The following is a 23,862-nucleotide window of genomic DNA, read 5'->3' as shown; positions in this document are numbered from 1 at the left end:
CTTATTTCGCCTTCACGACAGGCAGCATGCCTTGCGGCCGCCACATCAGGATTGCGGTCATCAGCGCGATGTTCGACACCAGCGCCAGCTTCGGTTCCAGAAAGGCCACGTAGTTCTGCATCAGCCCGACCAGAAGCGCGCCGATAAAGGCCCCTTCGACCGACCCCAGCCCGCCAATGATGGCGACGATAAAGACCAGAACCATCATTTTTTCGCCCATCCCGGCGGTGATGACCTCCTGGTAGAGGCCCCACATAACGCCGCCCAGCCCGGCCAGGGCCGATCCGGCGATGAACACCCCGACAAAGACCAGGCGCAGCCGGTAACCGAGTGCCTCAACCATGGGCCCGTTCTCCACCCCGGCCCGGACAATCAGGCCGATCTTGGTACGGCGCAGAACCATGCGCATGGCAATGAACAGGGCAAGCCCGACCGCCACGGCCAGCAGGCGGTATTTCTCCATTGCGGCCCCGGCAAAGGTGACGGCCCCCTTCAGGGTTTCCGGACGGTTGAAGAAGATCTCATCCGGGCCCCAGATCACATGGATCAGCTGCTCGATCACTATCAGCCCGCCAACCGTCACCAGGATCTGCTTCAGGTGCGCGCCGTAAACCGGCTTGACGATGATCCGTTCAAATCCCCAGCCCAGGGCGCCAGTCACTGTCATCGCGGCAACGACGGCCAGGAAGACAGCGGACATGTTCAAAAGCAGCGATGCCGCCCCGGTCCACTCGCCCAGCGCAATGAGCACGGAAACCCCGACAAAGGCACCGACCGAAACAAAGGCCCCGTGGCCGAAATTGATCACGTCCATCAGGCCGAATACCAGGGTCAGCCCCGAAGCCATGATGAAGATCATCATCCCCATGGCCAGGCCCGACACAGTCAGCGTCAGCCAGGACGAGGGCGCGCCAATGGCGAAAAACCCTAGGAGGACAAGCAAGGGGATCAGCAAAACCGGCATTGCCGCATCCAGCCGTTCTGCCAGGCTGATACCGGCGAAGGTGGGTCTGTGATCGGGGGCTGCGGTCATCTCAATGCGCCTCCATGCTGAGACCCATCAGGCGTTCCTGAAGGTCCTTGTTTCCGGCCAGCTCCGCCATTTCTCCACTCCAGATCACCCGTCCGTCATCCATGACGGCAGCGCTGTCACCCAGCGCCTTGGCAACCGGGAAGTTCTGCTCCACCAGGAGAATGGACGCGCCCTGCCCTTTCAATTCCCGCAGAGCCTGGGCCATGGTCGAGACGATCGCCGGTGCAAGCCCCTTAGTCGGCTCATCAATCAGGTACAGCTGGCGGTCTTCGGCCATCGCGCGGGCAATCGACAGCATTTGCTTCTGCCCGCCTGACAGGTTGCCCGCCTCGCTGTTCCAGAAGGTCCCCAAAGCCGGAAATGCCCCCAGAAGCCATTCCTTGCGTGCGCTATCCAGCGGCCCGGAGGTGCAGCCCAGCATCATGTTCTCCTCCACCGTCAGATCGCTGAAGATACCCATGTCTTCGGGCACAAAGCCGATCCCGCCCCTTGCGCGCGCCGATACGGGCAGGCGGGTAATGTCTTGACCGTCATACAGAATTTTTCCCGATTTGGCGGTCCACTGGCCCATGATGGTCTTCAGCGTCGTGGTTTTTCCAACGCCGTTCCGGCCCAGCAGCATGGTCACCTGGCCGCGCGGCACCTCGAGGTCCACCCCTTGGAGGATGTGATACTGGGCGATGTCGGTATGCACCGCCTGCAGCGACAGGATCGGATCAGACATGATCCAGCTCCTTACCCATATAGGCTTCCTGCACCACGGCTGACGCCATGACTTCGGCAGGCGGGCCGTCGGCAGCCAGCGCGCCATTGTGCAAAACGATGATGCGGTCGGCGAGGCTACGGATCACGTCCAGCTTGTGCTCGACCAGCAGAACCGTGCGCTCCCGGTCCGCCTTGATTTCCGCAATCAGATCCAAAATCACCGGCGCTTCATCAACGCTCATCCCCGCCGTCGGCTCGTCGAACATGTAAACCGTCGGGTCCAGCCCGATCAGCAGCGCCACTTCCAGCTTGCGCTGATCGCCGTGCGGCAGCTCGGACACCAGCTGGTCTTTCTGAGTGTCCAGCCGCACCCGTTCCAGGATGGCCATCGCCGCCACGGTCAGTTCCGTGTGGCTGTCCGCCATCGAGAACAGCCCGAAGCCTTTGTGCTGGCGCGACTGGATCACCAGGCGCACGTTTTCGAGAACTGTCAGGCTGGGGAACAGATTGGTGAGCTGAAACGCCCGCCCCAGCCCCCGGCGGCAGCGGCCAGCCACGCCAAGGCGGGTGATGTCCTCGCCCATCAGCTTCACCGTGCCGGAACTGGCCGGGACCTGGCCCGAAATCAGGTTGAAATAGGTGGTCTTGCCTGCGCCATTCGGCCCGACGATGGCGGTCAGCTCGCCCGCGCGAAAGCTGCAGGACACCGCGTCGACAGCCACATGGCCGCCAAACCGCACGGTCAGCGCGTCTGTTTCAAGAAGTGTCTGGGTCATTGATCTCTATCCCTGCCCGGGACGGCCGCAGCGGCCGCCCCGGAGTATCGGCGGGAAACATCCCGCAGCTTACTGATTGCGGATCGGGATATTCATTTCGTCCATGCCGATCTCGCGCACGAGCACCGGCACGCCATAGTCCTTGCCGTCCTGGACCTCAGTGCGGAAGTGGTACATGGGCTGCATGGCCTGATGATCCTCGGCCCGGAACTGCATTGTGCCTTTCGGGGTCTCCCAGGACATGCCTTCCATTGCCTTGATCAACGCCTCGGTGTCCTCTGCGCCGCCGGCCTTTTTGATCGCTTCGACAATCGCAAGCCCGGACGCCATGCCGCCGGCGGTGAAGAAGTCCGGCGGGCTGTCAAACCGCTCGAAATGGGTTTTCACCAGCCATTCGTTCACCGGGTTCTGAGGGATCTCGTAGTAGTAATAGGTCGCCCCTTCCATGCCCGGCAGCTCTTTGTAGGCCTTCAGCGCGGCCAGAATGTTGCCGCCGGTCGCAATCTCGATGCCGAAGCGCTCGGGCTCCATGGCATTGATCTTGCCCATCGGGTTGCCGCCGCCGGCCCAGATGATGAAGAGCTTCTTCTCGCCCTCGACCTCGCCCATCCTGGTGAAAATACGCTCAGCCGCCGCCGTGAAATCGGTGGTGTCGGTCGGTACATACTCCTCGTGGGCGATTGAGGCCCCGGTCGCTTCCAGCGCTTCCTTGAAGGCTGCGACGCCATCACGGCCGAAGGCATAGTCCTGCGCCAGGGTCGCAATGGTCACGCCCTCCCCGCCCAGCGCCACCGCATTTGCGATTGCGTCCTGCGAGGAATTGCGGCCAGTGCGGAAAATGTAGGGGTTCCAGTTGGTGCCAGTGATCGAGTCCGCGACCGCGGGTTCGACGATCAGAATGCGCTCGTACTCTTCGGCAACCGGCAGCATGGCCAATGCCACACCGGAACTTACCGGGCCAACAGCGATGTGCGCGTCATCATCGCCGAAAGCTTCTTCCAGCTGGGCGCGGCCGATATCCGGCTTCAGCTGCGTGTCCTTCTCGATCACAACGATCTTCTCGCCGTTGATCTCCATCGTGCCGCCAGTGGCATATTCCAGCCCCAGCTGCAGGCCAATGTGCGACTGGGCCGCATAGGCCTCAAACGGGCCGGTTTTGCCATAAACATGGGCAATCCGGATTTCGGCAGCGGCTGCAGACGACATCAATGCACCAGCAACCGTCAACGCAAACAAGCGCAGCATGAGGGCTCCTCCCTGATTTCTCCCTGCAAAATATGAAACATGAATCAACATTCATGTCAATGCAGAGATGTTCCAGTGCTGCCACCCCCCCCGGCCAGGAAAGACGGCTGCACCAAGGCACAGGCCCCAAAGGGGTGTTAAGAAACGGCCGCAAGCGAAGGGGTTTGCCGGGGCAAGCGGGTATGGCTTCATCCATCGTCCCGATGGACCGAAGGCCTGTCATGCACTAACAATTGTTCGAGCCTTTCTAGTGCGGCCGCAGGCTCAGGCTTGGTCCAATCCGCGGCCGCGGTCCGCAGCGGAAACATCCGGCGGGTATCGCCGGTCCGGATACAGGACAAAACATGGAGACCCGGGGCGCAAAGACTATTTCGATACCAGTGCGGCCTGCGCAAATGGACAAGACGTTGTAAGTGCCTGGAGAAAGGGAAACTCAATGTACCGGATTCGCCTGTTCGCTATTCGTCACTCCCGCAGTTTTGAGTGGATATACAAGCGGGTGGAGCAGGTCATGATCGCCCTGGACCCGGTCCTGAGAAAAATAGGCTATGACCGGGTCGAGCGGCCCGTCGCCTTTGTCGAGAAATGCGTCAAGACTGTGCTGTTCGATTGCAAGATGTGCGGGCAGTGCGTGCTGTCCTCGACCGGTATGTCCTGCCCGATGAACTGCCCCAAGCAGCTGCGCAACGGCCCCTGCGGCGGGGTGCGGCCAGGCGGGTATTGTGAGGTCAAACCGGAAATGAAATGTGTTTGGGTGCTGGCCTGGGACGGCGCCTCGCGGATGAAGGGCGGCGCGCAGATTGCAACTGTGCTGCCGCCGGTGGAACGCAATCTCGAAGGGTCTTCGTCCTGGCTGCGGGTGAGCCGCGAAAAGGCAGCCCACCTGCGTGAAGCCCGGGAAAAACGCCGCACCGCCATCGCCGACGCCTTTCCCGGCGCCCGCAAAAATGAACCCTCTGCCGCGCCGCTGGCGGAGGAGCCCGCACAAGCTCAGAAAGGGGCGAAATGATGGACCTCAGCTTGCCCCAGCCCTATTCACCGCCGCCCGAAGGCCATGTTTCGCACAGCCGGCTGGAACGGGTGCTGCGCTCCGGCCGCTTTGCCATCACGGCGGAGCTGAACCCGCCCGATAGCGCTGACCCTGCGGATGTCTACGATGCTGCACGCCCGCTTGGGGAGGTTGCCGACGCCATCAATGCCACGGATGCCTCGGGCGCGAACTGCCATATGTCCTCGATCGGGATCAGCGCGCTGCTGACCCGGGCAGGGTATTCCCCTGTTTACCAGATCTCCTGCCGGGACCGGAACCGGATCGCCATTCAGGGGGACGTGCTGGGTGCTGCCGCCATGGGGGTCAGCAACGTTCTGTGCCTGACGGGTGATGGTGTCGGCGTGGGGGACCAGCCGGGCGCCAAGCCGGTGTTCGATTTCGATTCCCTGTCGCTGCTGCGCACCATCAGGACCATGCGGGATGAGCGGAAGTTCCTCTCCGGGCGCACCATAACCAATCCGCCGCTGCTGTTTCTGGGGGCGGCTGAAAACCCCTGCATCCCGCCTTATGAATGGCGCCCGGAGCGGCTGGCCAAAAAGGTCGAGGCCGGGGCCGAGTACATCCAGACCAACTATATCTACGACGTGCCCTTGTTCGAAAAATTCATGGCCCGGGTCCGGGATATGGGCTTGGACAAGAAAGTCTTCATCCTGGCCGGAGTCGGCCCGCTGGCGTCGGCACGGGCGGCACGGTGGATGCGCTCGAACGTGCCGGGGATCCATATTCCGGACGCAGTTATCGACCGGATGGAGAAAGCTGACAAACCCGGACAAGAAGGCAAGAAAATCTGCGTGGAGCTTATCCAGCAGATGCGTGAGATCGCCGGCGTCTCCGGGGTGCATGTCATGGCTTACCGGAAGGAGCATCAGGTCTCTGAGATCATCCAGGAGTCCGGAGTCCTGGCGTCCCGCAAACGGACCTGATTACCGGGTTGAGCTGACCTGCCCGGCTCTTTCGCCGGGCTCAGCAGCGAGGGATGGCAGCCGTTGAGCGGCCTATGTCGTGGCGACAATCCAGTCAGGCCGGATCGCGCATTTGGCGATATAGGGCGCAACATCATGCCCCCGGAACAGCCCGTGCTCACTGATGAGAATTGTGCCGATGCCTGCCGCGGCCCCGCCCAGCACATCTGTATGCAGCGTATCCCCCACCATCGCGACCCGGTGCCGCGGTATGCCCTCCAGCCGGGCCAGGGCGGTCTCGAAGGCATTGCCGAAGGGCTTGCCGAAGAACACGGCCCGCCCGCCGGTGCGCCCGGTGATCTCATGCGCGATCAGCCCCGGCTCAACCGACAACCCGCTTTCGCGCGGCGCCACAAGGTCCGGGTTGGCAACAACAAGCGGCCTTGGGTTCGCCAGAAGCGCGCGTGTCACGGCGGCAGTGTCCTCTTCGCTCCAGCGCGCCGAGGACAATAGCAAAAACCCGCCGGCAGCGCGCAGCAGCTCAGGGTTTTCAGCGAGCTGTGCGATCCGGACCGCGTCCGGCGCATCGCTGAAGTCATCACCTTCCGCCGCCGCCGCGGCCCACACCTTGCCCTGCGGCAGCTTTGGTAGCGCAGCAAAGGCCACATCGCGGCTGGAAACCACCTCGGACGGAGAAAAATCAAAACCTAGTCTGTGATACTTGGCCAAAACACCTGCGCGCGTGTAGCTGGCAGCGTTGGTCAGGACGACCAGCCTTTTTCCCAAGGCGCGAAGGGCGGCCATACGCTCCACGGCGCCGCTGATCGCGGTTTCGCCACGGTTCAGCACACCAAAGGCGTCCAGGATATAGGCGTCATAATCTGCGGCCGTATCGCCCAGGTCATGGCCGGACTTTGAAACCGGCGGAAACTCTGCCTGCGGCAGGGCCGCCCGCACGCTTTCGTACCTGTAAAACGCCCAATCCGTGCCGATCATCGTGGCCCTTTTCCTCTTCACTCATCCTGCTAGCCCCGGACAGGCACAGGCGCGTCTCTGCAGCCCCCCGCTTGCCCGCAGTGCATAGGATACCGGTACGTTAAGGTATTGCGGCTTGGGTACTTGTTTGCCGCCCCGGTACGGTCACAGGATCTTTTTGCGCAGATAGGTAGACACCACTTCGCCAAAGACCACCAGCGCAAGGATCGTTAGCAGCACCATGGAGACCTCGGGCCAATTGAACGTGTCGATAGCGCCTTGCAGGATCATCCCGATGCCGCCAGCCCCCACAAGGCCCAGCACCGTGGATTCCCGTAGGTTGATATCCCAGCGCAGAATGGCGACCGCGAAAAAGGCGGGCATCACTTGCGGCACGATGGCGTAGAGCACGATTTTGAACTGCGACGCGCCGACGGCCTCCAGCGCCTCCACTGGCTTGCGGTCGATCTCCTCAATCGCCTCCCCCAGCAGTTTTCCAAGAAAGCCGATGGAGCGGAACATGATTGCCGCGATCCCCGCCACGATGCCGGGGCCGAAGATCGCCACGAACAGAAGCGCCCAGATAATGGTGTTCACCGAGCGCGAGGACACGAGGATGAACCGCCCAACCCACAGAGCCGCCCTGTTCGGCGTGGTGTTCTGCGCCGCGATATAGGCAACCGGCAGGGACACCACGACCGCGATCATTGTCGCCAGCGTGGCGATGTTCACCGTCTGCCAGATCGCCTCCAGGATCGACGGCAGGTTGCTGGGGTCCGGCGGCATCATGCGGCCGAACAGGTCTGCCATCTGCGACGGGGCATCCCAAACCCAGGCCCAGATCACGTCGATACTGCGCAGCGCCCAGCCGACGACCAGAAGCGTCAGGGCCAGCCCGCCATACCGCAGCAGACGCTGGCGCAGAGTGAAACGCGACCAGCGGTCCTGTGCGCCGTGCAAAGTTTCAGTGCTCATCATGCGATCCGCTTCCTGACAAATCCGCTCACCGCCTCGGACACGAGGATGACACCGACGATGACCATGGTGATGGCAAGCGCGAAGTCGTAGTCATACCGGCCAAAGGCATTGGCCAGCGTCGCGCCGATACCGCCCGCCCCGACGATGCCGACCACGGCAGAGGCCCGCAGGTTGCTGTCCAGCTGATAGATCCCCAGCCCCACAAGGCGCGGCATGATCTGCGGCAGCACCGCATAGGCCAGCGTGGCGATGAACCCTGCCCCGGCCGCGCGCATGGCTTCCACCTGGCCAAAGTCGATTTCCTCGATCCGCTCCGCAAGCAGCTTGGCGACAAAGCCGATGGAATAGACCAGCAGTGTCAAAGCGCCCGCAAAGGGGCCAAAGCCCACCGCTTTCACAAATATGATCGCCACGATCACCGGGTGGAAACTGCGCGCAACGATGATGATGCCGCGGCCCAGCAGGTAGACGGGTTTCACCGAAATATTGCCCGCCGCCATAAATGCCAGCGGCACCGAGACCGCAATCCCCCCCGCCGTGGCAAGGATGGCGATCTTCAGGCTTTCCATAAAACCGTCAAAAAGCAGCCCAGCGCGGTCGAAACTGGGTGGAAATGCACCGCTGAAGATCCTCTGCGCGCGGGTAAAGCCGTCGGAAACCCGCTCCCAGTCGATTGGCAGGGTTGCCAGGGTGACGAAAAAGTAAACCGCCGCAACGGCATATAGCCCGTAGCGTAGCGCCGGGCTGGCAATAAAGGGCGGCTTGCGCCAGGTGTCCTTGCCCGCGCTCATGCCGCCGCCCCTGCCTGCGCCCGGTCCTGTGCCGGCACGCCCGCATAGATTTCGTCCATTTCGGCCTTGCCAAGCCGTGCAGGCAGGCCGTCAAAAATGATCCGCCCGTAGCGCATGCCGACAATGCGGTCGCTGTACTCCTTGGCTTCCGCCACGTTGTGAATGTTGATGATGACCGGCAGCTTCAGCTCGGATGCCAGATCACGCAGCAGCGACATGATCTGCTCTGAGGTCTTGGGGTCAAGAGAGGCCGTCGGCTCATCCGCCAGCAGGATCTCCGGCCGCTGCATCAGCGCGCGCACCACGCCGACCCGCTGGCGTTCGCCGCCGGACAGCTCATCCGCCCGCTTGTTGGCGTAATGGGCGATGCCGACCCGATCCATCAGTTCGTAGGCGTGGCGGATATCCTCGCGCGGGTAGCGCCGGGTCAGCGCGGCCCAGGTGGAGATATACCCCAGGCGCCCCGACTGGACATTTTCCATTACCGTCAGCCGGTCGATGAGGTTAAAGCCCTGGAAAACCATGCCGATCCGGCGGCGCGCGATGCGCAGGCTGCGGCGGTTCAACGTGGTGAACTCGGTGCCGTTGAGGTCGATGGACCCCGAGGTGGGCTCCACCAGGCGGTTGATGCAGCGCAGCAGCGTGCTCTTGCCGGCACCGGAAGACCCGATGACCGACGTAAGCTGATCGCCTTCGACGGTCAGATCCAGTTCTTTCAGCACCGGATCGCCCGATCCGTAGCGCTTGGTCAGTTTGGAGATTTTTAGCATTGCGGACTTTCAAGCATAGCTCAGCTGCGGCTGTGCCGCGCTGCTTGGGGGCGGCGGCCTGGGGGCGGCCACGGGCGCGCCCGGCCGATGCGCTGGCCGGCCGGGCGTTAAAGCGGGTTATTTCCCGGCGAGGCCCTGCGGCGTGTACTCGACACCGTTGGACTTCTGGATCTGGCGGATCACTGCCCATTGATCCTTGTAGGTGATCGGAATGAACTTGCTGACGCCATCGAACTCCTCACCCAGCTTGGTGCCCGCAAATTCAAAGGAGAAGAAGGCTTCCTTGATTTTCTCGGCCAGGTCGGGGTCCAGGTTGTGCGCGACGGTGAAGGACGTGGTCGGGAAGGGATCGCTCTCCCAGATCTTGCGGACGTCGGCCGGGTCGTACAGACCACGCTCTGCCATACGGTCCACCACTTCGGACGCCACCGGCGCCGCGTCGTAGTCGCCCGCAACCACGCCCAGCATCGACTGGTCGTGCGAGCCGGAATAGATCACCTCGTAGTCCTGATCGGGCACCACGCCCAAGTCGGGGAACAGCGCCCGCGGCGCCTGGTTGCCGGAGTTCGAAGTGGGCGAGGTATGCGCCACACGGCGGCCTGCCAGGTCCTTCACCTTCTCAATATCGGAATCGGCCTGGGTGAAGACTTGCAGCTTATAGCCGAACTGGCCGTCTTCTGCGCCCATGATGGCAAAGGGCACCGCCCCGGCGAGATTCACGGCAAACGGCGTCGGCCCGGTGGAAAAGCCCGCCACATGCAACCGGCCGGAGCGCATTGCCTCGACCTCGGCAGAGTTCGACTGCACGGCGAAGAATTGCACGTCCTTGCCGGTCACCTGTTCCAGATGCGCGATGAACGGCTCCCAGATGTCGGCATAAACCGCGGGGTCCTCGACCGGGGTGTACGCAAAGACCAGCGTGTCGGGGTTGCTCAGCTTTGCCGGATCGGCGGGCGTGTCAGCAACAAGATCGCCGTTTGCGTCGCAATACAGAACGTCCAGCGCGCCACGGTCCACGCAGTCTTCACCTGCGGTTGCAGCCACGGCGCTCAGTGACAGAACGCCCAGTGCCGTCGCGGCACGGGTCCAAATATCTACCATGTTTTCCTCCCTTTGAACGCCGCCCCGGGACTGGCTCCCGTCTGTTGCGGCGCTGGCAGGCCGAGGATAGAGACGGCGGCCGAAGGAAAGCGAGCCAGGTTTTTGTTAACGGACCGCGCATTAGCGCGGTTTAATGTTAACAGTGTTACAATCGCTGTCTCATCCCCTTAAACAAAGCGGTGTTTTGCGGCACTGAATGAAGGGCGGCCGTTCTGCCAGGCTGCAAAGCAGGATGCCGCGTGATGTAACAGGAGGAGGGTTGCATGCAGGCAGATAGGGCGCAGCCGCTCATCGCCATCGTGGACGATGACCCGAACGTGCGCGAGACGCTTTCCGCGCTGATGCAAGAGAGCGGGTTTGACGCTGTCTGCTGCGCCGGTATCGCCGCGTTTCATGCGCTTGGCGATCCGCCGCCGGTGGATCTGGCGCTGATCGACTTGCGCTTGCGCGGGGAATCCGGCCTGACCTTGGCCATTCACATCCGCGAGCGCTATCAGCTCCCCATTGTCATGCTCACCGGCATCGGCGATGAAATCGACAAGATCATCGGGCTGGAAACCGGCGCCGACGATTACATGATCAAGCCTTTCAACCCGCGCGAGCTTGTCGCCCGCATCCGCGCGGTGCTGCGCCGCTATGGCCATGGAACCGCCAGGCCAAGCGCGGCTCCGGGGCAGGAAATCGGCTTTGGCGACCTGCGGCTGGATGTCCAGTCCCGCCGCCTTTTGGACAAGGACGGCGAGGAGATCCCGCTTACCAACGCCGAATACCGGCTGCTGGAGTATTTCGCCCGCAACCCCAACCGGGTGATCCCGCGCCCGGAGCTGCTGGAGGAGCTGGGATCCGACATGCAGCGCTATGTGGACCGCACTATAGACGTGCTGATCCTGCGCTTGCGGCGCAAGATCGAAGCGGTGCCCTCCAAACCCGTCCACCTGCAGACCCGCCGTGCGCAGGGTTACCTGTTCCAGCTGTCGCCCGGCTGATCCCGGATGCCCGCGCTCTCCCGCCTCAGCGTCCGCTTCCGCCTGTCCGCCGCCATTGCGGTGCTGTTCGGGCTGATCCTGCTGGTCAGCCTCATCGGCATGCGGGTGCTGAACCGGACTGAGCTGTGGATGAACGTTCTGCACCAGGACACGCTGACGGAGGTCTCCGACGCGCTCGACCTGTCCCGCCGCGCGGCCGGCCTGGCGACCTCGGCGCCCTTTCTCTACGCGCTCTTTCCGCCCTTTCAGCTGGAGCAGGAAGCGCAAAACGTCCGCGACAACCTGCGCCGCCTCGAAGCGCACGCCGCAAGCGATCAGGCCCTTGACCTGCCGCTTGCGCGGTTGCGGCTGGCAATTGACGATCTGACCGCCGCGCTGGGACCGCAAACCGCGCGCAAGGCCGTATTGACCGCTATCGGCCGCGACATGCTGCGGCTTAATCAGCGGGTCCGGCGGCTGGCGGGCGACACATCGCTGCCGCTGGCCGAGCGCGAGATCTGGGCCGGTCTGCAGCAGCTGACGGCCAGCGCCATCGGAGCCGCGCGGGCCACTGCTCTGATCGAGCTTGGCGAGCACACCCGCCTCTACACCGCCGCCCGCGACCAGATCGAGCCGCGCCTGCTGCCCGTACACCGCGCCGCCTTTGATGAAATTCAACAGGCCCTGATCCGCAGCGGCAGCCTGTTTGTGCTCAAACACCGCGAAATCGCAGCACAGCTTGACGCCGAAAACGCCCTCTTCCGCATCCGGCAAGAGACCGGCCGGATCACCGCCTATGCCGAGGAAAAGGTCGCACAGGCAGAAGCCCGGCTCAGCCAGGCGCGCGCCGAAACCTCAAACAATCTCGGGATTGCCAAGAATTCCTTCTTTGCGCTGACGCTGATCAGCCTTCTGGTCGCGGTGACTTCTGCGCTTTACGTCTCGCGCTATGTCGCCCGCAACCTGCGCCGGGTTGCCGACGCCATGCGCAGGCTTGCCGCCGGCGACCACCGCAGCGACCTGCCCCGCGCCCGCGCCGGCGAGGATGAGATCGGCCAGCTGTTCGCGGCCTTTCAGGTTTTTCGCGACAATGCCCGCAAACTCGACCGCCGCACCGGAGAAATCCGCCGCCAGAACGCCCTGTTTTCCCGCGTTTTCCGCAACATCAAGGATGGCGTCGCCATCACGTCCGCCAGCGGGCGGATCGAAGCGGAGAACGACAACCTCCGCACTCTCCTGCGCCTGCCGCGGGAGGACAGCAGCCTCGCAGAGGGAATGCAGGCCCTGATCGCCCGCTCCCCTTTTATCCGGCAGGCCAGCGCCGGCGAACGCGGCGGGTTCGAGGAATACGCCGATACCTCCGGCCACGTGCTGGAATTGCGCCACTCGCCGCTGCCAGACGGCGGCGCGGTCTGGCTCCTGTCGGAAACCACCGAACGCAAGCGCATCGAAGAACGGCTGGAGGAGATCCGCCGGGTCGAGACACTGGGCAAGGTCACCGGCGAGGTCGCACATGACTTCGGCAATATCCTGTCGAGCATCTCCGGCAACTTGCACCTTCTGGAAGGCGCGGACACGGACCAGTCGCGGCACTTCCGCGCCCGCATCAGGTCTGCCGTGGATCTGGGTGTATCGCTGACAGAACGGCTGCTGGCCTTTGCACGAAAACAGCATCTGGAACCGCAGGCGACCGACATCGGGATGCTGATTGACGGTATGGCTGACCTTCTGGAAATCGCCCTGCCCGATACTGTCTCCCTGGAATTCGAACGGCCAGCCGCTGCTGTCTTTGCACGGGTCGATCCGGGACAGCTCGAAAGCGCTGTTTTGAACCTTTGCGTCAATGCCGGTCAGGCAATCAGCGGACCTGGCACCATCCGCATTTCCGTTGCCACCGGAGAAGACGGAGCTGCGCAAGTGTCCATCCAGGACACTGGCTGCGGTATGGAGCCCGACGTGCTGCGGCGCGCAACCGAGCCCTTTTTCACCAACCGCAATGACGGCAACGGGACCGGGCTTGGGCTGTCCATGGTCGATGGCTTTGTTCACCAGTCCGGCGGACACCTTACCATCGCTTCGCGGACAGAACAGCCGCATCGGGGCACAACCGTGACTATGGCCTTTCCTCCTCTGGCGGAGGAGGAAAGGCCTTGCGCGCGCACGCTGCCCCCGGGAACAGCGCTTGTGGTTGATGATGATCCGGCCAGCCTTGCCGCTGCAGCCAGCACGCTGGAGCGGCTTGGCTATGTCCCGCTTCGCGCCGCAAGCTTCGCCGAAGCCTCCGCGCAGGTCCAGCAGCAGCGAAAACTGGATCTGGTACTGAGCGACCTCAACCTGAACGACGGCGCGTCCGGATGGGATCTGTTGCAGATGGCGCACAGCCTGCACCCCGGATGCCGCCTCGTTATTATGTCAACGCGGGAGGCAACCCGGACCCCCAGCGCATTGAAGGGGGTGTCCCGGCTGGCAGCTCTGACAAAGCCGGTATCCGAACAGATGATGCGCGATCTGCTTGCGTCGGGCTGATGCACTTGCCGGGCTAGGGACAATGCGATCAGGCGCGCCCCAGCGGGTTCGCGGGATCAAGCGTACCCTGCGCCGATGAGGGACGCGAAACCGCCCGGGCGCCATTAGCCGCAGGAGGTTGTGCCGCGCGGGCCTTCGCCCTATATTGGCGTCAGACAAATTGGAGATTTTATGTCCTGGTGAGGAAGGGAGGCAATTAGCCTCCCGGTGCAAAACAGACAACTGAATAGCTGCGCTTCTGATGAAGTTGCGGGCCTGTTGTTTTGCACATCTTTTTCCCACACCTGACAGGCCCGGGCGCTGCTCGTGGCCGACACATGAGAGTTTCTCCAATGACACGGGACTATTCCCAGTTTTTTTCACCCAGCCCGCTGGACGGCCAGGCCAAGCGCGTCACGGCGCTGCAAGCCTTGGGCTGGCAGCCGTTTTTTTCGCAGCAAATCAGCGCTGATGAGATGGCAGCGGCACCGCCCGTCCGCATCGTGGCCGTGCACCGCAATGCGGTGCACGCAGTTGGCGACAATATCGCCACGGCACTTCCGCCGCGGCAGGACGTGACTGTCGGCGACTGGCTGATGCTGAACAGCGCACGGCCGCAATCCAGCAGGATTCTCGCGCGCTCCAGCCTTATCCGGCGGCGGGCGCCGGGCACCGGCCGGCAGGAACAGCTGATCGCGGCAAATATCGACACCGCCTTTATCGTCACTTCCTGCAATCAGGATTTCAACATCGCCCGGCTGGAGCGTTACCTTGCACTGGCACTCGAAGCGCGGATCACACCGGTCATCGTGCTGACCAAGACGGATCTGGCAGAAGACCCGCACGGCTATGCCGATGCGGCCCGGGCCATTTCCGATGCGGCCGAAGTGGTCGCACTGGATGCGCGCGGCCCGGCGCCGAAAACCGCGCTCGCGCCCTGGTGCAAACCCGGCAGGACGGTTGCGTTTCTGGGCTCTTCCGGTGTCGGAAAGTCCACGCTGACGAATGCCCTGCTCGGCAGCCAGTCGATTGAGACGCAATCGATCCGCGAAGATGACGCCAAAGGCCGGCACACGACCACACGGCGCGAACTCCACTCAGCACCGGATGGCTGCCTGATCCTCGACACGCCCGGGATGCGGGAATTGCAGCTGACCGATGCTGCGGACGGGATCAACAGCCTGTTTGCCGGGATCAGCGAATTGGCGGCCGGGTGCCGTTTCAACGACTGCCGGCACGAAACCGAACCGGGCTGCGCGGTGTTGCAGGCTGTCGAACAGGAGGTAATTGACAGGGCACAGCTGGAGCGTTGGCGCAAGCTGATGGCCGAAGATGCCTTCAACTCCGCCAGCCTTGCCGAACGCAGGTCGCGGGACAAGGCCTTTGGCAAGATGGTCCGCGAAGTCAAGAAAATCAAAGATAACAGGAGGTGAGCCGATGCAGACAGCGAAAACCGGCCAGATCGTATGGCATGACCTGTTCACCGGGGACCGGGACGGCGCAATGGCATTCTATCAGAAGGTCGCAGGCTGGAGCTACCAGGTTGAGCGGGCCGCAGATTTTGCCTGGGGCGGCGGGGAAAGGGATTTTGTCCTTGCCCTGTCGGACGGCGAAGCGGGGGCAGGTCTTGCCGAAACACCGGCGGGTCTGCCGGGCGGCTGGATACCTTATGCCGAAGTCAGCAATGTGGATGCTGCCGCCGCGCTAGCCGAACGTCTTGGCGGGGAAGCCGTCCGCCCTCCGTTCGAGGTTCTCGGCGTCGGCCGCAATGCGCTTTTGCGCGATCCGCTGGGCGCTTTGTTCGGCATCTCGCTGTCGCGGCACGGATTTCCCGTACCGCGTCGGCAGTTTGGCCCGGAGGTTTACCTTTCAAACGGCGCGGATTTCCCCATGGCCTTTTATGCCGGGGTTTGCGGATGGCAGCTCCCGGCGGTCCAGCCGCCGGAGCAGACTGCTCTCCCCATCTTCGGGCCTAGCGGCGATTTGGTCGCGCTTCACTATACAGCAGAACCGCTTGCCGGGTCCCGGCCGGGCTGGGTGCCGAATATCAAGGTCACGTCACCCCGCAGCGCCCGGGACGCCGCTGAGGCGCTTGGCGCAGGCTGGACGGAGGGCTTTGCCGTGCCAAACGCAGAAGCGTGCGAATACTTTCTTTGCGCACCTGATGGGGCACCAGCCGCGCTTAGCCGTACCGGCACTGGTTCCCCCTAAGGGCTGTCAGGAGGAAACGTATTGGCGGATGACCGGCACTGCGGTCATCCGCAATCACACAGCCGGGCCGGTTAGCAGCCAACATGGTACCTGCAGCCGCGCTTAGCCTGCCCCCATCATATCCGCCAGATAACGCGCCGTGGGGGGCCGCGTGCACATCGTGGCTCACGTCACTGTCTGGATGTCACGGTACCGCAGACAGCCGAGCGGGGCGCAACGGCCCCGCTATTCCAAATTCAGCTGCCGGGTCTAACCTGCCAAGCGCCTCTCATTTAATGCCTGAGGCTCCCACGCCCCCGTTGCAGCGCTCTGCAGCGATCCGGCGGGGGTTTCCTGCGACGGCTTGAAACTTGCCACGAGTTCCGCAAGTTCGGCTGCAGCCTGCTTCAGCATCTGCCCTTGCTCGCTGGATCTCTCAACCATGCTGGCATTTTCCTGGGTGACGCGATCCAGCTCAGTCACTCCCGAATTGATTTCGCTGATGGTTGCAGCCTGGTCACGGGAGGACACCGCAATTTGAACCGCCAGTTCTGACACTCTCTGGATTTTGTCGATGATCAGGGTAATTGCTTGACCCGCTTCGTCGACCAGTCCCACGCCCACCTTCACTTTCTCCGAACTGGCGTCGATCAGGCCTTTGATTTCGCTGGCGGAATTGGATGAAGCCTGAGCGAGGGCGCGGACTTCCGAGGCGACAACCGCAAAGCCGCGGCCCGCCTCACCGGCTCTTGCCGCCTCAACACCGGCATTCAGCGCCAGCAGGTTCGTCTGGAAAGAGATGCCTTCGATCACGCCGTTGATTTCGGATATCTTGGCCGCAGAGGCGTCGATTTCGCGCATCGCCTCGACCGCCCGCTGGACGATCTCGCCGCAGCGCAAGGCTTCCGCGCGGGTGTCCGATACCGTGTGCTCGACCGAGCCCGTCTGCTCTGTGGCGTCGCGCACGTTGGTGGTGATCTGGTCCAGCGCCGCGGCTGTCTGTTCCAGGGTCGCCGCCTGCGTTTCCGTGCGGCGCGACAGGTCGTCGGACCCTTGAGCCATGCGATTGGTTTGCTCTTCGATCTCGGTGATGGTGTGCAACACCCGCCCGATCAGCCCGTCCAGCGATTCAGCCGTCTGGTTGAAGTCCGCGCGAAGCGTTGTGTATTCGCCGCTCATCTCCCGGGTGATACGGTGCGAGAGCAATCCCTTGGCCAGATTGTTCAAACCGGCAGCCAGTTCCTGCACCACACCCGCCTGCTCCTCCGCAGCGCGGCGCGACCGCTCTTCAAGCTCTGCATTGGCCCGCATCGCTTCGATGAACTGGCCGACAGCGCCGGCCAGGTGCCCCAGTTCGTCGCTGCGGCCCTCCTCTGGCACCGGGCTGACGGTATCGCCCTCCCGCAGCGCTGTAATTCGATTGATGATCCGGTGCAGCGGTTTGGTGACCGAGGCCGCCGAGAAGAACACGATAAGGCCGACGATCAGGCAGACCGCAAGACTGATGACAGCCGACTGCAGGTAAAGCTGCTGGATCGTCGCCTGCACCCGGCCATTATTGAACCCCAGCACCATTTGCGCGACCTGCCCTCCTTCGGGATGCAGCACCGGAAAGGTGACGTAGGCAAGCGCGCCCGCTTGAAGGCTCGTTGGGCCATCGGCCGCTGCCAGCAGTTCGGGGACCGCGGCAGTCCAGTTTTCGCGCTGGCTTTCATCCACAAAAATCTCGGCGAATGCTTCGCCGTCCACCAGAACCTGGGCAAACAGCGCATCCTGCATCTCTGTCACCCCTTGAACCGCTCCAAGCGCCGCGTCGCTGTTGAAATCCCAAACCGCAGCCGCCACCGGCGGCGCCATGAAAGTCTGCGCCAAGTTGACTTCACTTTCAAAGGCTTCAAGCAGCGCACTGGAGTGTTTCGACGCCCAGAACACTGTGTAAGCTGCATTCGAAAGGAAGATGCATGCGATGATCGGCAGCAGCAGCCGCTTTTTGATGGACATCGCAAAAATCTGTTTCTTCAAGCGTCTCATTTGACACTCCGCTTAGTGAATAAGCACAATCCTGTGCTGTCTTCGGCACCGGTCCTGGCCCGGTGCCAAAGGCGGTATCAGGCAGTGGCGGGCTGGCTTGGTGCAGCCTGCTTTTGCAGGCTGCCCGCTGCCGGCATCGCCACGGCCCTCTGGCGCTGTGTGTTCAAACCGGGGTCAGTAGGACATGTAGTTGTCCGACAGCGCGTTGCGGTATTTGTCGGTCCAACGGGTATTGATCTCAGCGATTTTGCCTTCTTCTTCGAGCTCGGCAAAGCAGCGGCTGAATCCCTCGGCCATGGCGGGGTCGCGGAAACTCATGCCGTAGGGGGTCGGTTCAAAGATTGCACGGAATTCGATCGGCTGGCTGGCATCCACCCCCGACGCGGCACCGGCTTCCTGCAAGTGCCGGGCGAATTCGGCAAACAGCATGCCATCGCCGACAATGCCATCCACGCGCTTGCCGTACAGCAGCTTGCTCTGTGTTTCCTGATCGGCCATCTCGCGGTAGGATTTGAAGCCGCCGGTCGCGTCCGAAAGCCCGGGAATAATGCTGGCAGCGCCTTCAAAAGCGACAATCTTCATGCCGTTCAGGTCTCCAAGCGTGCTCACCTGCGCACCCGAGGACTTGAGGAACGAAATCCCGTTCTGATAGGAGACGTAGGGTTCAGTCTGCGTGCCTGCGGTCGGCATGCCGACCGGCACGGTGGCGACCGCGTCCCCTTTTCCGGACTCGAACGACTGCCAGTGGCGCGTGAATGGTTGTATGGTGAACTTGGCAGTGTGGCCGCAACGCTCCAGAGTGGTTGCGATGATCTCCGCCTCCCGGCCAGAGCCATCCTTGTTGACCATTGGCGGCAGATCGCCAACGAGGACTTCAACCTCGGCGGCGCTGGCGTGTTCTGACATGAGGGCTGCAGCTGCGCAGAGAAGCGCTGCTATACGGGTCTTCATTTATTGTCTGCTCCTGCAAGTGGTGATCCATGCACGCTAGATGGCGAATCTTAATTGTTGCTTATTGCGGAGCTTGACGGAGTTTTTGCGTCCCGCTGCCGGGCGGGGACGCATTGGGAGCGCTTCCACCAGGCCTGGATTATCCAATGCTTCTATGACTTTACAGAGACTTGATGTTTCCGAGGCCGATCTCCGGGAGAAGTGTTTTCTTAGAATTCTTGCAAGGCTGCGGTCAGCTGGCGTACGCGACGTCACTTGGCAAAAGGTGCCCGGTCAGAGGGCGTAAAGGGGCTGGCCTACTTATCCGGCCGGCAAATTGGCCTGAATGCGCGTTTTAATCAGGAATCCATCGCGCGCCGGGAAATATCCCGGGGAATTGACTCGGGAGCCGGCGCCTGGACGCATTATTCGGTGCCGCAGGCTGCAGCTTTTCCGCCTAGCAGCACGCAGGCCCCGTGGAGATCTCTCACGCCAAACCCGCCACCCCGGGGCGACAGCCAGGCTCGGAGCTGCCCTGCGGCACAACCCTGCGGGGCACGTCGCGGAGGATCTGAGCGGCTATCGGGAGTGCCCAAGAAGTCGGCAGGCAACCCGGCACAGCCCCATGCCTGGCCACCGGTCAGGCAGGCCTTCAGCCGCAGTCAAAGCGGGAAGCGCGCCTTCTCTGCGAGCGGACAGAAAGCAAGCTCAGGTCCCGAATTTGGCGCGCGGCGCCAATGCAACCGCCCTCACGTTAGAGCTAAGACGAGATCATCCAGGCTGCTCCACCGGTCGCCTTGCAAATGAAGGTAACCTTCCAAAGTGAATGCTCGGCAAGTGGTTTCGTTTAGGCGGTGTAAGAACTTTCTGCAAATGAAAGCACGGTGCCCCCGGCGACAGCATCGCCGGGGCAATCTGTCGCTCAGGCCGATTGCATGTCTAGCGCCTGACCGTCCAACCCGCCGGTTGTGGCGGCCTCTGCCAGCACTGCTGCCACATCGGCGCGGCTTGCCTTTGCAGACTTGTCGACCTGGCCGCCAAGGACGACATCGGCGCTGCGACCGCTGTCTGTCAGCGATACGGGCCGCAAGATCGCGTAGGTCAGGCCGGAGTTCTTGAGGTGCTCATCGGCGGCGTGCTTGGCTTTCAGGTAATGCGCCAGATCACCCGTCGGGTCTGACTGGTCCGCGCCGATGGAACTGAGCATGACGAAGCGGCCGGCACCGGCGTCCTTTGCGAGATCGATCAGCCGCATCGCGCCGTCGCGATCCACCTTCTCCGTCATTTCCGGCCCGGTCGCGCCGCCGGAACCTGCGGCAAAGATCACCACATCCGCGCCGTCGCACACCCCCGGTTGCAGGTCGGTCAAATCGCCATGCCGCAGCTTGGTGCCTTCTGGCAGGCAGCTGGTGTCCGAACCTTCCCGCACAAGCGCGGTCAGGCTGTGGCCTCGGTCCAGCAGGTCTTGGGTCAGGATCCGGCCGGTTTTTCCGGTTGCACCGGCGATAATGATGTTCATGGGCATGAGAAGTCCTTTTTGTCAGGTCAAGCGGGCGGCGCCATCGGCCCCGCAGATCGCGTTGCGGCGATATAGCCCGGCTGCTGTTGCAGGGCGTCCCAGTAGGCGGCGACTTTGGGGTGGCCCGCCAGCAGGCCGAACCGCGCCAAAAGCGCGACGATGTAGGAAAACTGAATGTCCGCGAGCATCGCCTTGCCGCCGAACAGCATAGGTCCTTCGCCGATGGCCTTCGCGACATAGTCGAGGTGGGTGTCGAGTGCGGTTTTCGCATCGTCCGGCACCGGTTGGCCGCGAAACGCGGGCAGGATCGCCTGCAAGGCTACCTCGGCCAGCGAAGCTTCGACGTAGTCGAAGAGCGCCTCGTGCCGCCAGAACTCCGGCGTGCCGCGCGGCGGTGTGTGGGTGTCATCGTCATACTTGGCCGCGAGATATCGCAGGATCGTGGAAGACTCAGCGATCATCTCGCCGTTGTCCTCAATCACCGGAGATTTGCCCAAAGGGTGAACCTTGGACAGCGTTTCGGGGGCGCGGAAGGCCTCGGTTCGGTCATAGTCGATCCGGTTACAGGGCTGTCCCAAGTCTGCCAGCAGCCAGAGGACGCGGGTGGCGCGAGAGTATTGCAGTGCATGGAGTGTAATCATGGCAGGTAGATCGCTTTCACGTTGACAAATTCCTTCATGCCAAAGCCGCCGTGTTCGCGCCCTTAGCCTGAATCTTTAACCCCGCCGAAGGGCATGTTTGGATCGGCTGCTCCGAAAGAGTTGATGCGGATCATCCCGGTGTCGAAATGGTCGCGGGCCAACCGCAGCGCACGCTCTTCGTTTTGAGAGAAGATCCCGCCGCCGAGGCCGTACCGGCTGTCATTGGCAATGCGCATCGCGTCTTCGTCATCCTTGGCCCGGATCACGGCGGCCACGGGGCCGAAAATCTCGTCATCATAGGCAGGCATGCCGGGGGCCACGTCCGCCAGCACCGTTGCAGGATAGAACTCGCCGGCACGGTCGGGCGCTTTACCGCCGCACAGTGCCTTCGCCCCCTTGGCCACGCTTTCGTCCACCTGTTCCTTCACGGTTTCGAACTGGGCGTCGCTTGACAGCGGGCCAAGCTGAGTGTCCTCGTCCGTCGGATCGCCCATTTTGGCGGCTTTCATCTGATCGACAAAGGCCGACACGAACGCGTCATAGACCTTGTCCGCAACGATGAACCGTTTGGCTGACACACAGGTTTCGCCGTTGTTGTAGAGCCGCCCGATGACCGAGTATTTGACCGCTGTTTCGATCTCGGCGTCCTCCAGCACGAGGTAAGCGTCATTCGAGCCCAGTTCCAGTACCGTCTTCTTCAGCGCCTTCGAGGCCACACTGCCGACATGGCGGCCGGCGCCGTCACTTCCGGTCAGTGTCACACCACGCACAAGAGGGTGCGCGATGAGCTTATCGCTGGTGCCGTGGTCGATCAGGACGACCTGGAACAGGTCCTCCGGCAGGCCTGCTTCGATGCACAGCTCACCCAGCCGCAAGCCCGAGCCGGTGCAAATGCTCGCATGTTTCAGCACGCAGGCATTGCCCGCCATCAGGTTTGCAGCGAGCACGCGAACCGGCTGATACAGCGGAAAGTTCCACGGCTGGATAGAGTAGATCACGCCAATCGGCTGGTAACTGACGATGCCCCGCGCGCCGCCGGTTCCGTGGGTCCGCTCTTCGTCGGCCAGGACATCGGGACCGTGTTTGGCAGTGTAGTCTAAGATTGCCGCGCAGATCTCAACCTCACGCTTTCCGTCTTTCAACAATTTGCCGGTCTCGCGCGTCATCAGCGCCGACAGCTCATCAGCGCTGGCGCGAAGCTTCTCCGCGATCTTGGTTAGATAAGGCGCCCGCTCAGCATGGGACAGCTTTCTCCACTCAAGAAACGCTTCCTGCGCGGCCTCCAGCTTCCGGATGGCCTCTTGCTCTGTCATGAGCGGATAGGTTTCCAGCGTTTCGCCAGTTGCGGGATTCCTCGTGGTGATCGTCGGCATGATGGCTCCTTCGGTGATCACTAAAACAACCCGCGGGCTTCGAGAGGGGTTCCGTCTTCCGCAACGTCAGTTGAGGCTCGCAGCCCCCAACAGGCACCCAATTCACCCCCGGCACGATGAACACCGCATCGCCGCCACTCCGTAAGCCAGGTTCGGACCTCACCTTGTTCCGCCAGGCCTGGTCTGCGCTTCCGTTTCAGAAATTAGCTCTGGAATTGAGGTCCCAATGGCCGGACACCCCCTTCCGCTTGGCGGACCGCGGTGAAGGAGCGGTTTATAGCCTTTCCTCAAGGTAACAGCGGCAAACCGGGCGGCAAAGCCGAAACTGGAGATAACCGTGAAGGAGTTATGCGCCGGTAGCATCGCAATTCCCTTGGTTCTGCGCACCCAAGCAGTGAACAGGGAGCTTCCGGCCGCCCACTTCGGGCAGTCCGCGTTTACGTCGAGTGCTGCCGCCTTAAAGTCAGCGGCTGCTTTTGGGCGGCCGGGTCAGGCGCTTGTAGTTGGAAGCGGTGGCACGGCGGTAAGGGGCCATCGCCCCGGTCATGACAGCCTCCATCGGCTTGCCAGCCGCCGCCAGTTGCGCGGCCGCCTGGGTGCTGGATTGAAACGCTTTCACTTTTTCCAGGACCATCCGCCTGTTTTCAGCCGGCGCTGCGGGGACAACGCCCATCATGCCCAGGGTGCGGATGGAAATGATGATTTGCGCTTCGAACGCCATGCGCGCAACGCTGGCGGCAAACCGGATCTGTGCGGGAAGATGCAAGAACATGAGCGGGCTCCTCAGCCATGGCCGGCGGCACCGGCGTTACGGGAACAACGCCGGCGGGGGCGCATCCGTTCCCGCCCCCGCCGGCGCTGTGCGAAGTATTTCCGAATTATCCTGCGCGGGCGGGAACGAACCCGCCGGTTCCGCGTTCATCCTGAAAAATCAGAAACATCAAACATTTCCGGGGCACACGTGCGGCATCTCCTTTTTCACTACCTTCGTGAGCTTCACGAATGGCGCGTTTTAGACACTTCCCCTTTCGGCTTTTGCGGCAGCAGCCTGCCGGAGGCGGTTGACGAAATCCGCGGCTCCGAGGCAATCCAGCGCCATTGGATGCTGCGGACGCATAGCTTTGGCCCGGTGACCCCGTGGGACACCGCAGACCCGGATGAAAACGGCCTTGGAGGCCTGATAGAGATCTATGCCATAGAGGCCAGCTTGGCCCTTGGCCCAATCGGGCTGAGGCCTTCGCAGGTCTGGGTGGAAGTCTTCCGGGCGGGTTTCACCCCGGTGGCCGCGGTCAAGCTGGAAGAACCAGCCCGGCAGCCGGCTGTCCCTGCCAGCAATCCGGCCGGGATGGCGGCAGTGCCATAGGCAGCCGCGGCAGCCGCT

At 62.6% G+C, this 23,862-nt stretch carries 21 protein-coding genes and 1 pseudogene; 7 read left to right on the top strand and 15 right to left on the bottom strand.

Features of this window, described 5'->3' with window-relative positions; genetic code table 11:
* Position 1: 1 nt before the first annotated feature.
* The 4 genes from R2C4_RS03400 to R2C4_RS03385 all read right to left on the bottom strand — a co-directional run bounded on the left by R2C4_RS03400 (position 2) and on the right by R2C4_RS03385 (position 3,759).
* Positions 2 to 1,033 (bottom strand): branched-chain amino acid ABC transporter permease, encoded by a 1,032-nt coding sequence (locus tag R2C4_RS03400; RefSeq protein ID WP_141889591.1) that lies wholly within the window; start codon positions 1,031 to 1,033, stop codon positions 2 to 4.
* 1 nt (position 1,034) lies between these two features.
* Positions 1,035 to 1,757: an ABC transporter ATP-binding protein gene (locus R2C4_RS03395; RefSeq protein ID WP_141889590.1), complete on the bottom strand. Its 723-nt coding sequence runs from the start codon at positions 1,755 to 1,757 to the stop codon at positions 1,035 to 1,037.
* Positions 1,750 to 2,514 (bottom strand): ABC transporter ATP-binding protein, encoded by a 765-nt coding sequence (locus R2C4_RS03390; RefSeq protein ID WP_141889589.1) that lies wholly within the window; start codon positions 2,512 to 2,514, stop codon positions 1,750 to 1,752. The genes R2C4_RS03395 and R2C4_RS03390 overlap by 8 nt, the downstream gene beginning before the upstream one ends.
* A 69-nt stretch (positions 2,515 to 2,583) precedes the next feature.
* The gene (locus R2C4_RS03385; protein ID WP_058284593.1) at positions 2,584 to 3,759 is read right to left on the bottom strand and encodes a substrate-binding domain-containing protein; all 1,176 of its coding nucleotides are present in this window, start codon (positions 3,757 to 3,759) and stop codon (positions 2,584 to 2,586) included.
* A 511-nt stretch (positions 3,760 to 4,270) separates the two neighbouring features.
* Here R2C4_RS03385 and R2C4_RS03380 point away from each other — a divergent pair.
* Together R2C4_RS03380 and R2C4_RS03375 are read left to right on the top strand one after the other, a co-directional pair.
* Positions 4,271 to 4,768, top strand: coding sequence for a methylenetetrahydrofolate reductase C-terminal domain-containing protein (locus R2C4_RS03380; RefSeq protein WP_244270135.1), 498 nt, complete (start codon positions 4,271 to 4,273; stop codon positions 4,766 to 4,768).
* The gene (locus R2C4_RS03375) at positions 4,768 to 5,733 is read left to right on the top strand and encodes a methylenetetrahydrofolate reductase (protein WP_244270134.1); all 966 of its coding nucleotides are present in this window, start codon (positions 4,768 to 4,770) and stop codon (positions 5,731 to 5,733) included. The genes R2C4_RS03380 and R2C4_RS03375 overlap by 1 nt, the downstream gene beginning before the upstream one ends.
* A 72-nt stretch (positions 5,734 to 5,805) precedes the next feature.
* Here R2C4_RS03375 and R2C4_RS03370 read toward each other — a convergent pair whose 3' ends face one another.
* The 5 genes from R2C4_RS03370 to phnD form a co-directional block, all read right to left on the bottom strand.
* Entirely contained in the window at positions 5,806 to 6,708 is a 903-nt protein-coding gene (locus R2C4_RS03370) for a TIGR01459 family HAD-type hydrolase (RefSeq protein WP_141889588.1), read from the bottom strand.
* A gap of 144 nt (positions 6,709 to 6,852) precedes the next feature.
* Positions 6,853 to 7,665: a phosphonate ABC transporter, permease protein PhnE gene (gene phnE / locus R2C4_RS03365; RefSeq protein WP_141889587.1), complete on the bottom strand. Its 813-nt coding sequence runs from the start codon at positions 7,663 to 7,665 to the stop codon at positions 6,853 to 6,855.
* Positions 7,662 to 8,456, bottom strand: a complete 795-nt coding sequence (gene phnE, locus R2C4_RS03360) for a phosphonate ABC transporter, permease protein PhnE (protein WP_141889586.1) — start codon at positions 8,454 to 8,456, stop codon at positions 7,662 to 7,664. The genes phnE (R2C4_RS03365) and phnE (R2C4_RS03360) overlap by 4 nt, the downstream gene beginning before the upstream one ends.
* Entirely contained in the window at positions 8,453 to 9,226 is a 774-nt protein-coding gene (gene phnC, locus R2C4_RS03355) for a phosphonate ABC transporter ATP-binding protein (protein WP_141889585.1), read from the bottom strand. Before phnC ends, phnE (R2C4_RS03360) begins: the two co-directional genes overlap by 4 nt.
* Positions 9,227 to 9,343: 117 nt before the next feature.
* Positions 9,344 to 10,327 (bottom strand): phosphate/phosphite/phosphonate ABC transporter substrate-binding protein, encoded by a 984-nt coding sequence (phnD, locus tag R2C4_RS03350; RefSeq protein ID WP_141889584.1) that lies wholly within the window; start codon positions 10,325 to 10,327, stop codon positions 9,344 to 9,346.
* Positions 10,328 to 10,590: 263 nt separating this feature from the next.
* Here phnD and R2C4_RS03345 point away from each other — a divergent pair, with 263 nt between their 5' ends.
* The 4 genes from R2C4_RS03345 (at position 10,591) to R2C4_RS03330 (ending at position 16,008) form a co-directional block, all read left to right on the top strand.
* Entirely contained in the window at positions 10,591 to 11,313 is a 723-nt protein-coding gene (locus R2C4_RS03345; protein WP_141889583.1) for a response regulator transcription factor, read from the top strand.
* Between the two features lie 6 nt (positions 11,314 to 11,319).
* The gene (locus tag R2C4_RS03340) at positions 11,320 to 13,818 is read left to right on the top strand and encodes an ATP-binding protein (protein WP_141889582.1); all 2,499 of its coding nucleotides are present in this window, start codon (positions 11,320 to 11,322) and stop codon (positions 13,816 to 13,818) included.
* Positions 13,819 to 14,150: 332 nt separating this feature from the next.
* A complete protein-coding gene (rsgA, locus tag R2C4_RS03335; protein ID WP_141892025.1) occupies positions 14,151 to 15,230 on the top strand; it encodes a ribosome small subunit-dependent GTPase A in 1,080 nt (359 codons plus the stop codon).
* Positions 15,231 to 15,234: 4 nt separating this feature from the next.
* A complete protein-coding gene (locus R2C4_RS03330; protein WP_141889581.1) occupies positions 15,235 to 16,008 on the top strand; it encodes a VOC family protein in 774 nt (257 codons plus the stop codon).
* Between the two features lie 249 nt (positions 16,009 to 16,257).
* Here R2C4_RS03330 and R2C4_RS03325 read toward each other — a convergent pair whose 3' ends face one another.
* From R2C4_RS03325 to R2C4_RS03300, 6 genes and pseudogenes are all read right to left on the bottom strand, one after another.
* Entirely contained in the window at positions 16,258 to 18,018 is a 1,761-nt protein-coding gene (locus tag R2C4_RS03325; RefSeq protein WP_141889580.1) for a methyl-accepting chemotaxis protein, read from the bottom strand.
* A 174-nt stretch (positions 18,019 to 18,192) separates the two neighbouring features.
* Positions 18,193 to 18,969: a type 2 periplasmic-binding domain-containing protein gene (locus R2C4_RS03320; protein WP_141889579.1), complete on the bottom strand. Its 777-nt coding sequence runs from the start codon at positions 18,967 to 18,969 to the stop codon at positions 18,193 to 18,195.
* A 901-nt stretch (positions 18,970 to 19,870) separates the two neighbouring features.
* On the bottom strand, positions 19,871 to 20,467 hold the full coding sequence (locus R2C4_RS03315) for an SDR family oxidoreductase (RefSeq protein WP_141892024.1): 597 nt from the start codon (positions 20,465 to 20,467) through the stop codon (positions 19,871 to 19,873).
* Between the two features lie 26 nt (positions 20,468 to 20,493).
* A complete protein-coding gene (locus R2C4_RS03310; protein ID WP_141889578.1) occupies positions 20,494 to 21,108 on the bottom strand; it encodes a glutathione S-transferase family protein in 615 nt (204 codons plus the stop codon).
* Positions 21,105 to 22,481: pseudogene (locus R2C4_RS03305) on the bottom strand (NAD-dependent succinate-semialdehyde dehydrogenase). The gene R2C4_RS03310 and the pseudogene R2C4_RS03305 overlap by 4 nt, the downstream one beginning before the upstream one ends.
* Before the next feature lie 463 nt (positions 22,482 to 22,944).
* Entirely contained in the window at positions 22,945 to 23,253 is a 309-nt protein-coding gene (locus tag R2C4_RS03300) for a hypothetical protein (protein ID WP_058284578.1), read from the bottom strand.
* A gap of 189 nt (positions 23,254 to 23,442) precedes the next feature.
* Here R2C4_RS03300 and R2C4_RS03295 point away from each other — a divergent pair, with 189 nt between their 5' ends.
* Complete coding sequence (locus tag R2C4_RS03295) at positions 23,443 to 23,844, top strand: hypothetical protein (RefSeq protein WP_141889577.1); 402 nt, start codon at positions 23,443 to 23,445, stop codon at positions 23,842 to 23,844.
* Positions 23,845 to 23,862 lie beyond the last annotated feature (18 nt).

Origin of the sequence: Leisingera aquaemixtae, from assembly GCF_006740765.1 — a bacterium.
GTDB lineage: Bacteria > Pseudomonadota > Alphaproteobacteria > Rhodobacterales > Rhodobacteraceae > Leisingera > Leisingera aquaemixtae.
The sequence above is the reverse complement of the archived record's forward strand: the minus strand, read 5'-3'. Positions and strand labels throughout refer to the sequence as shown.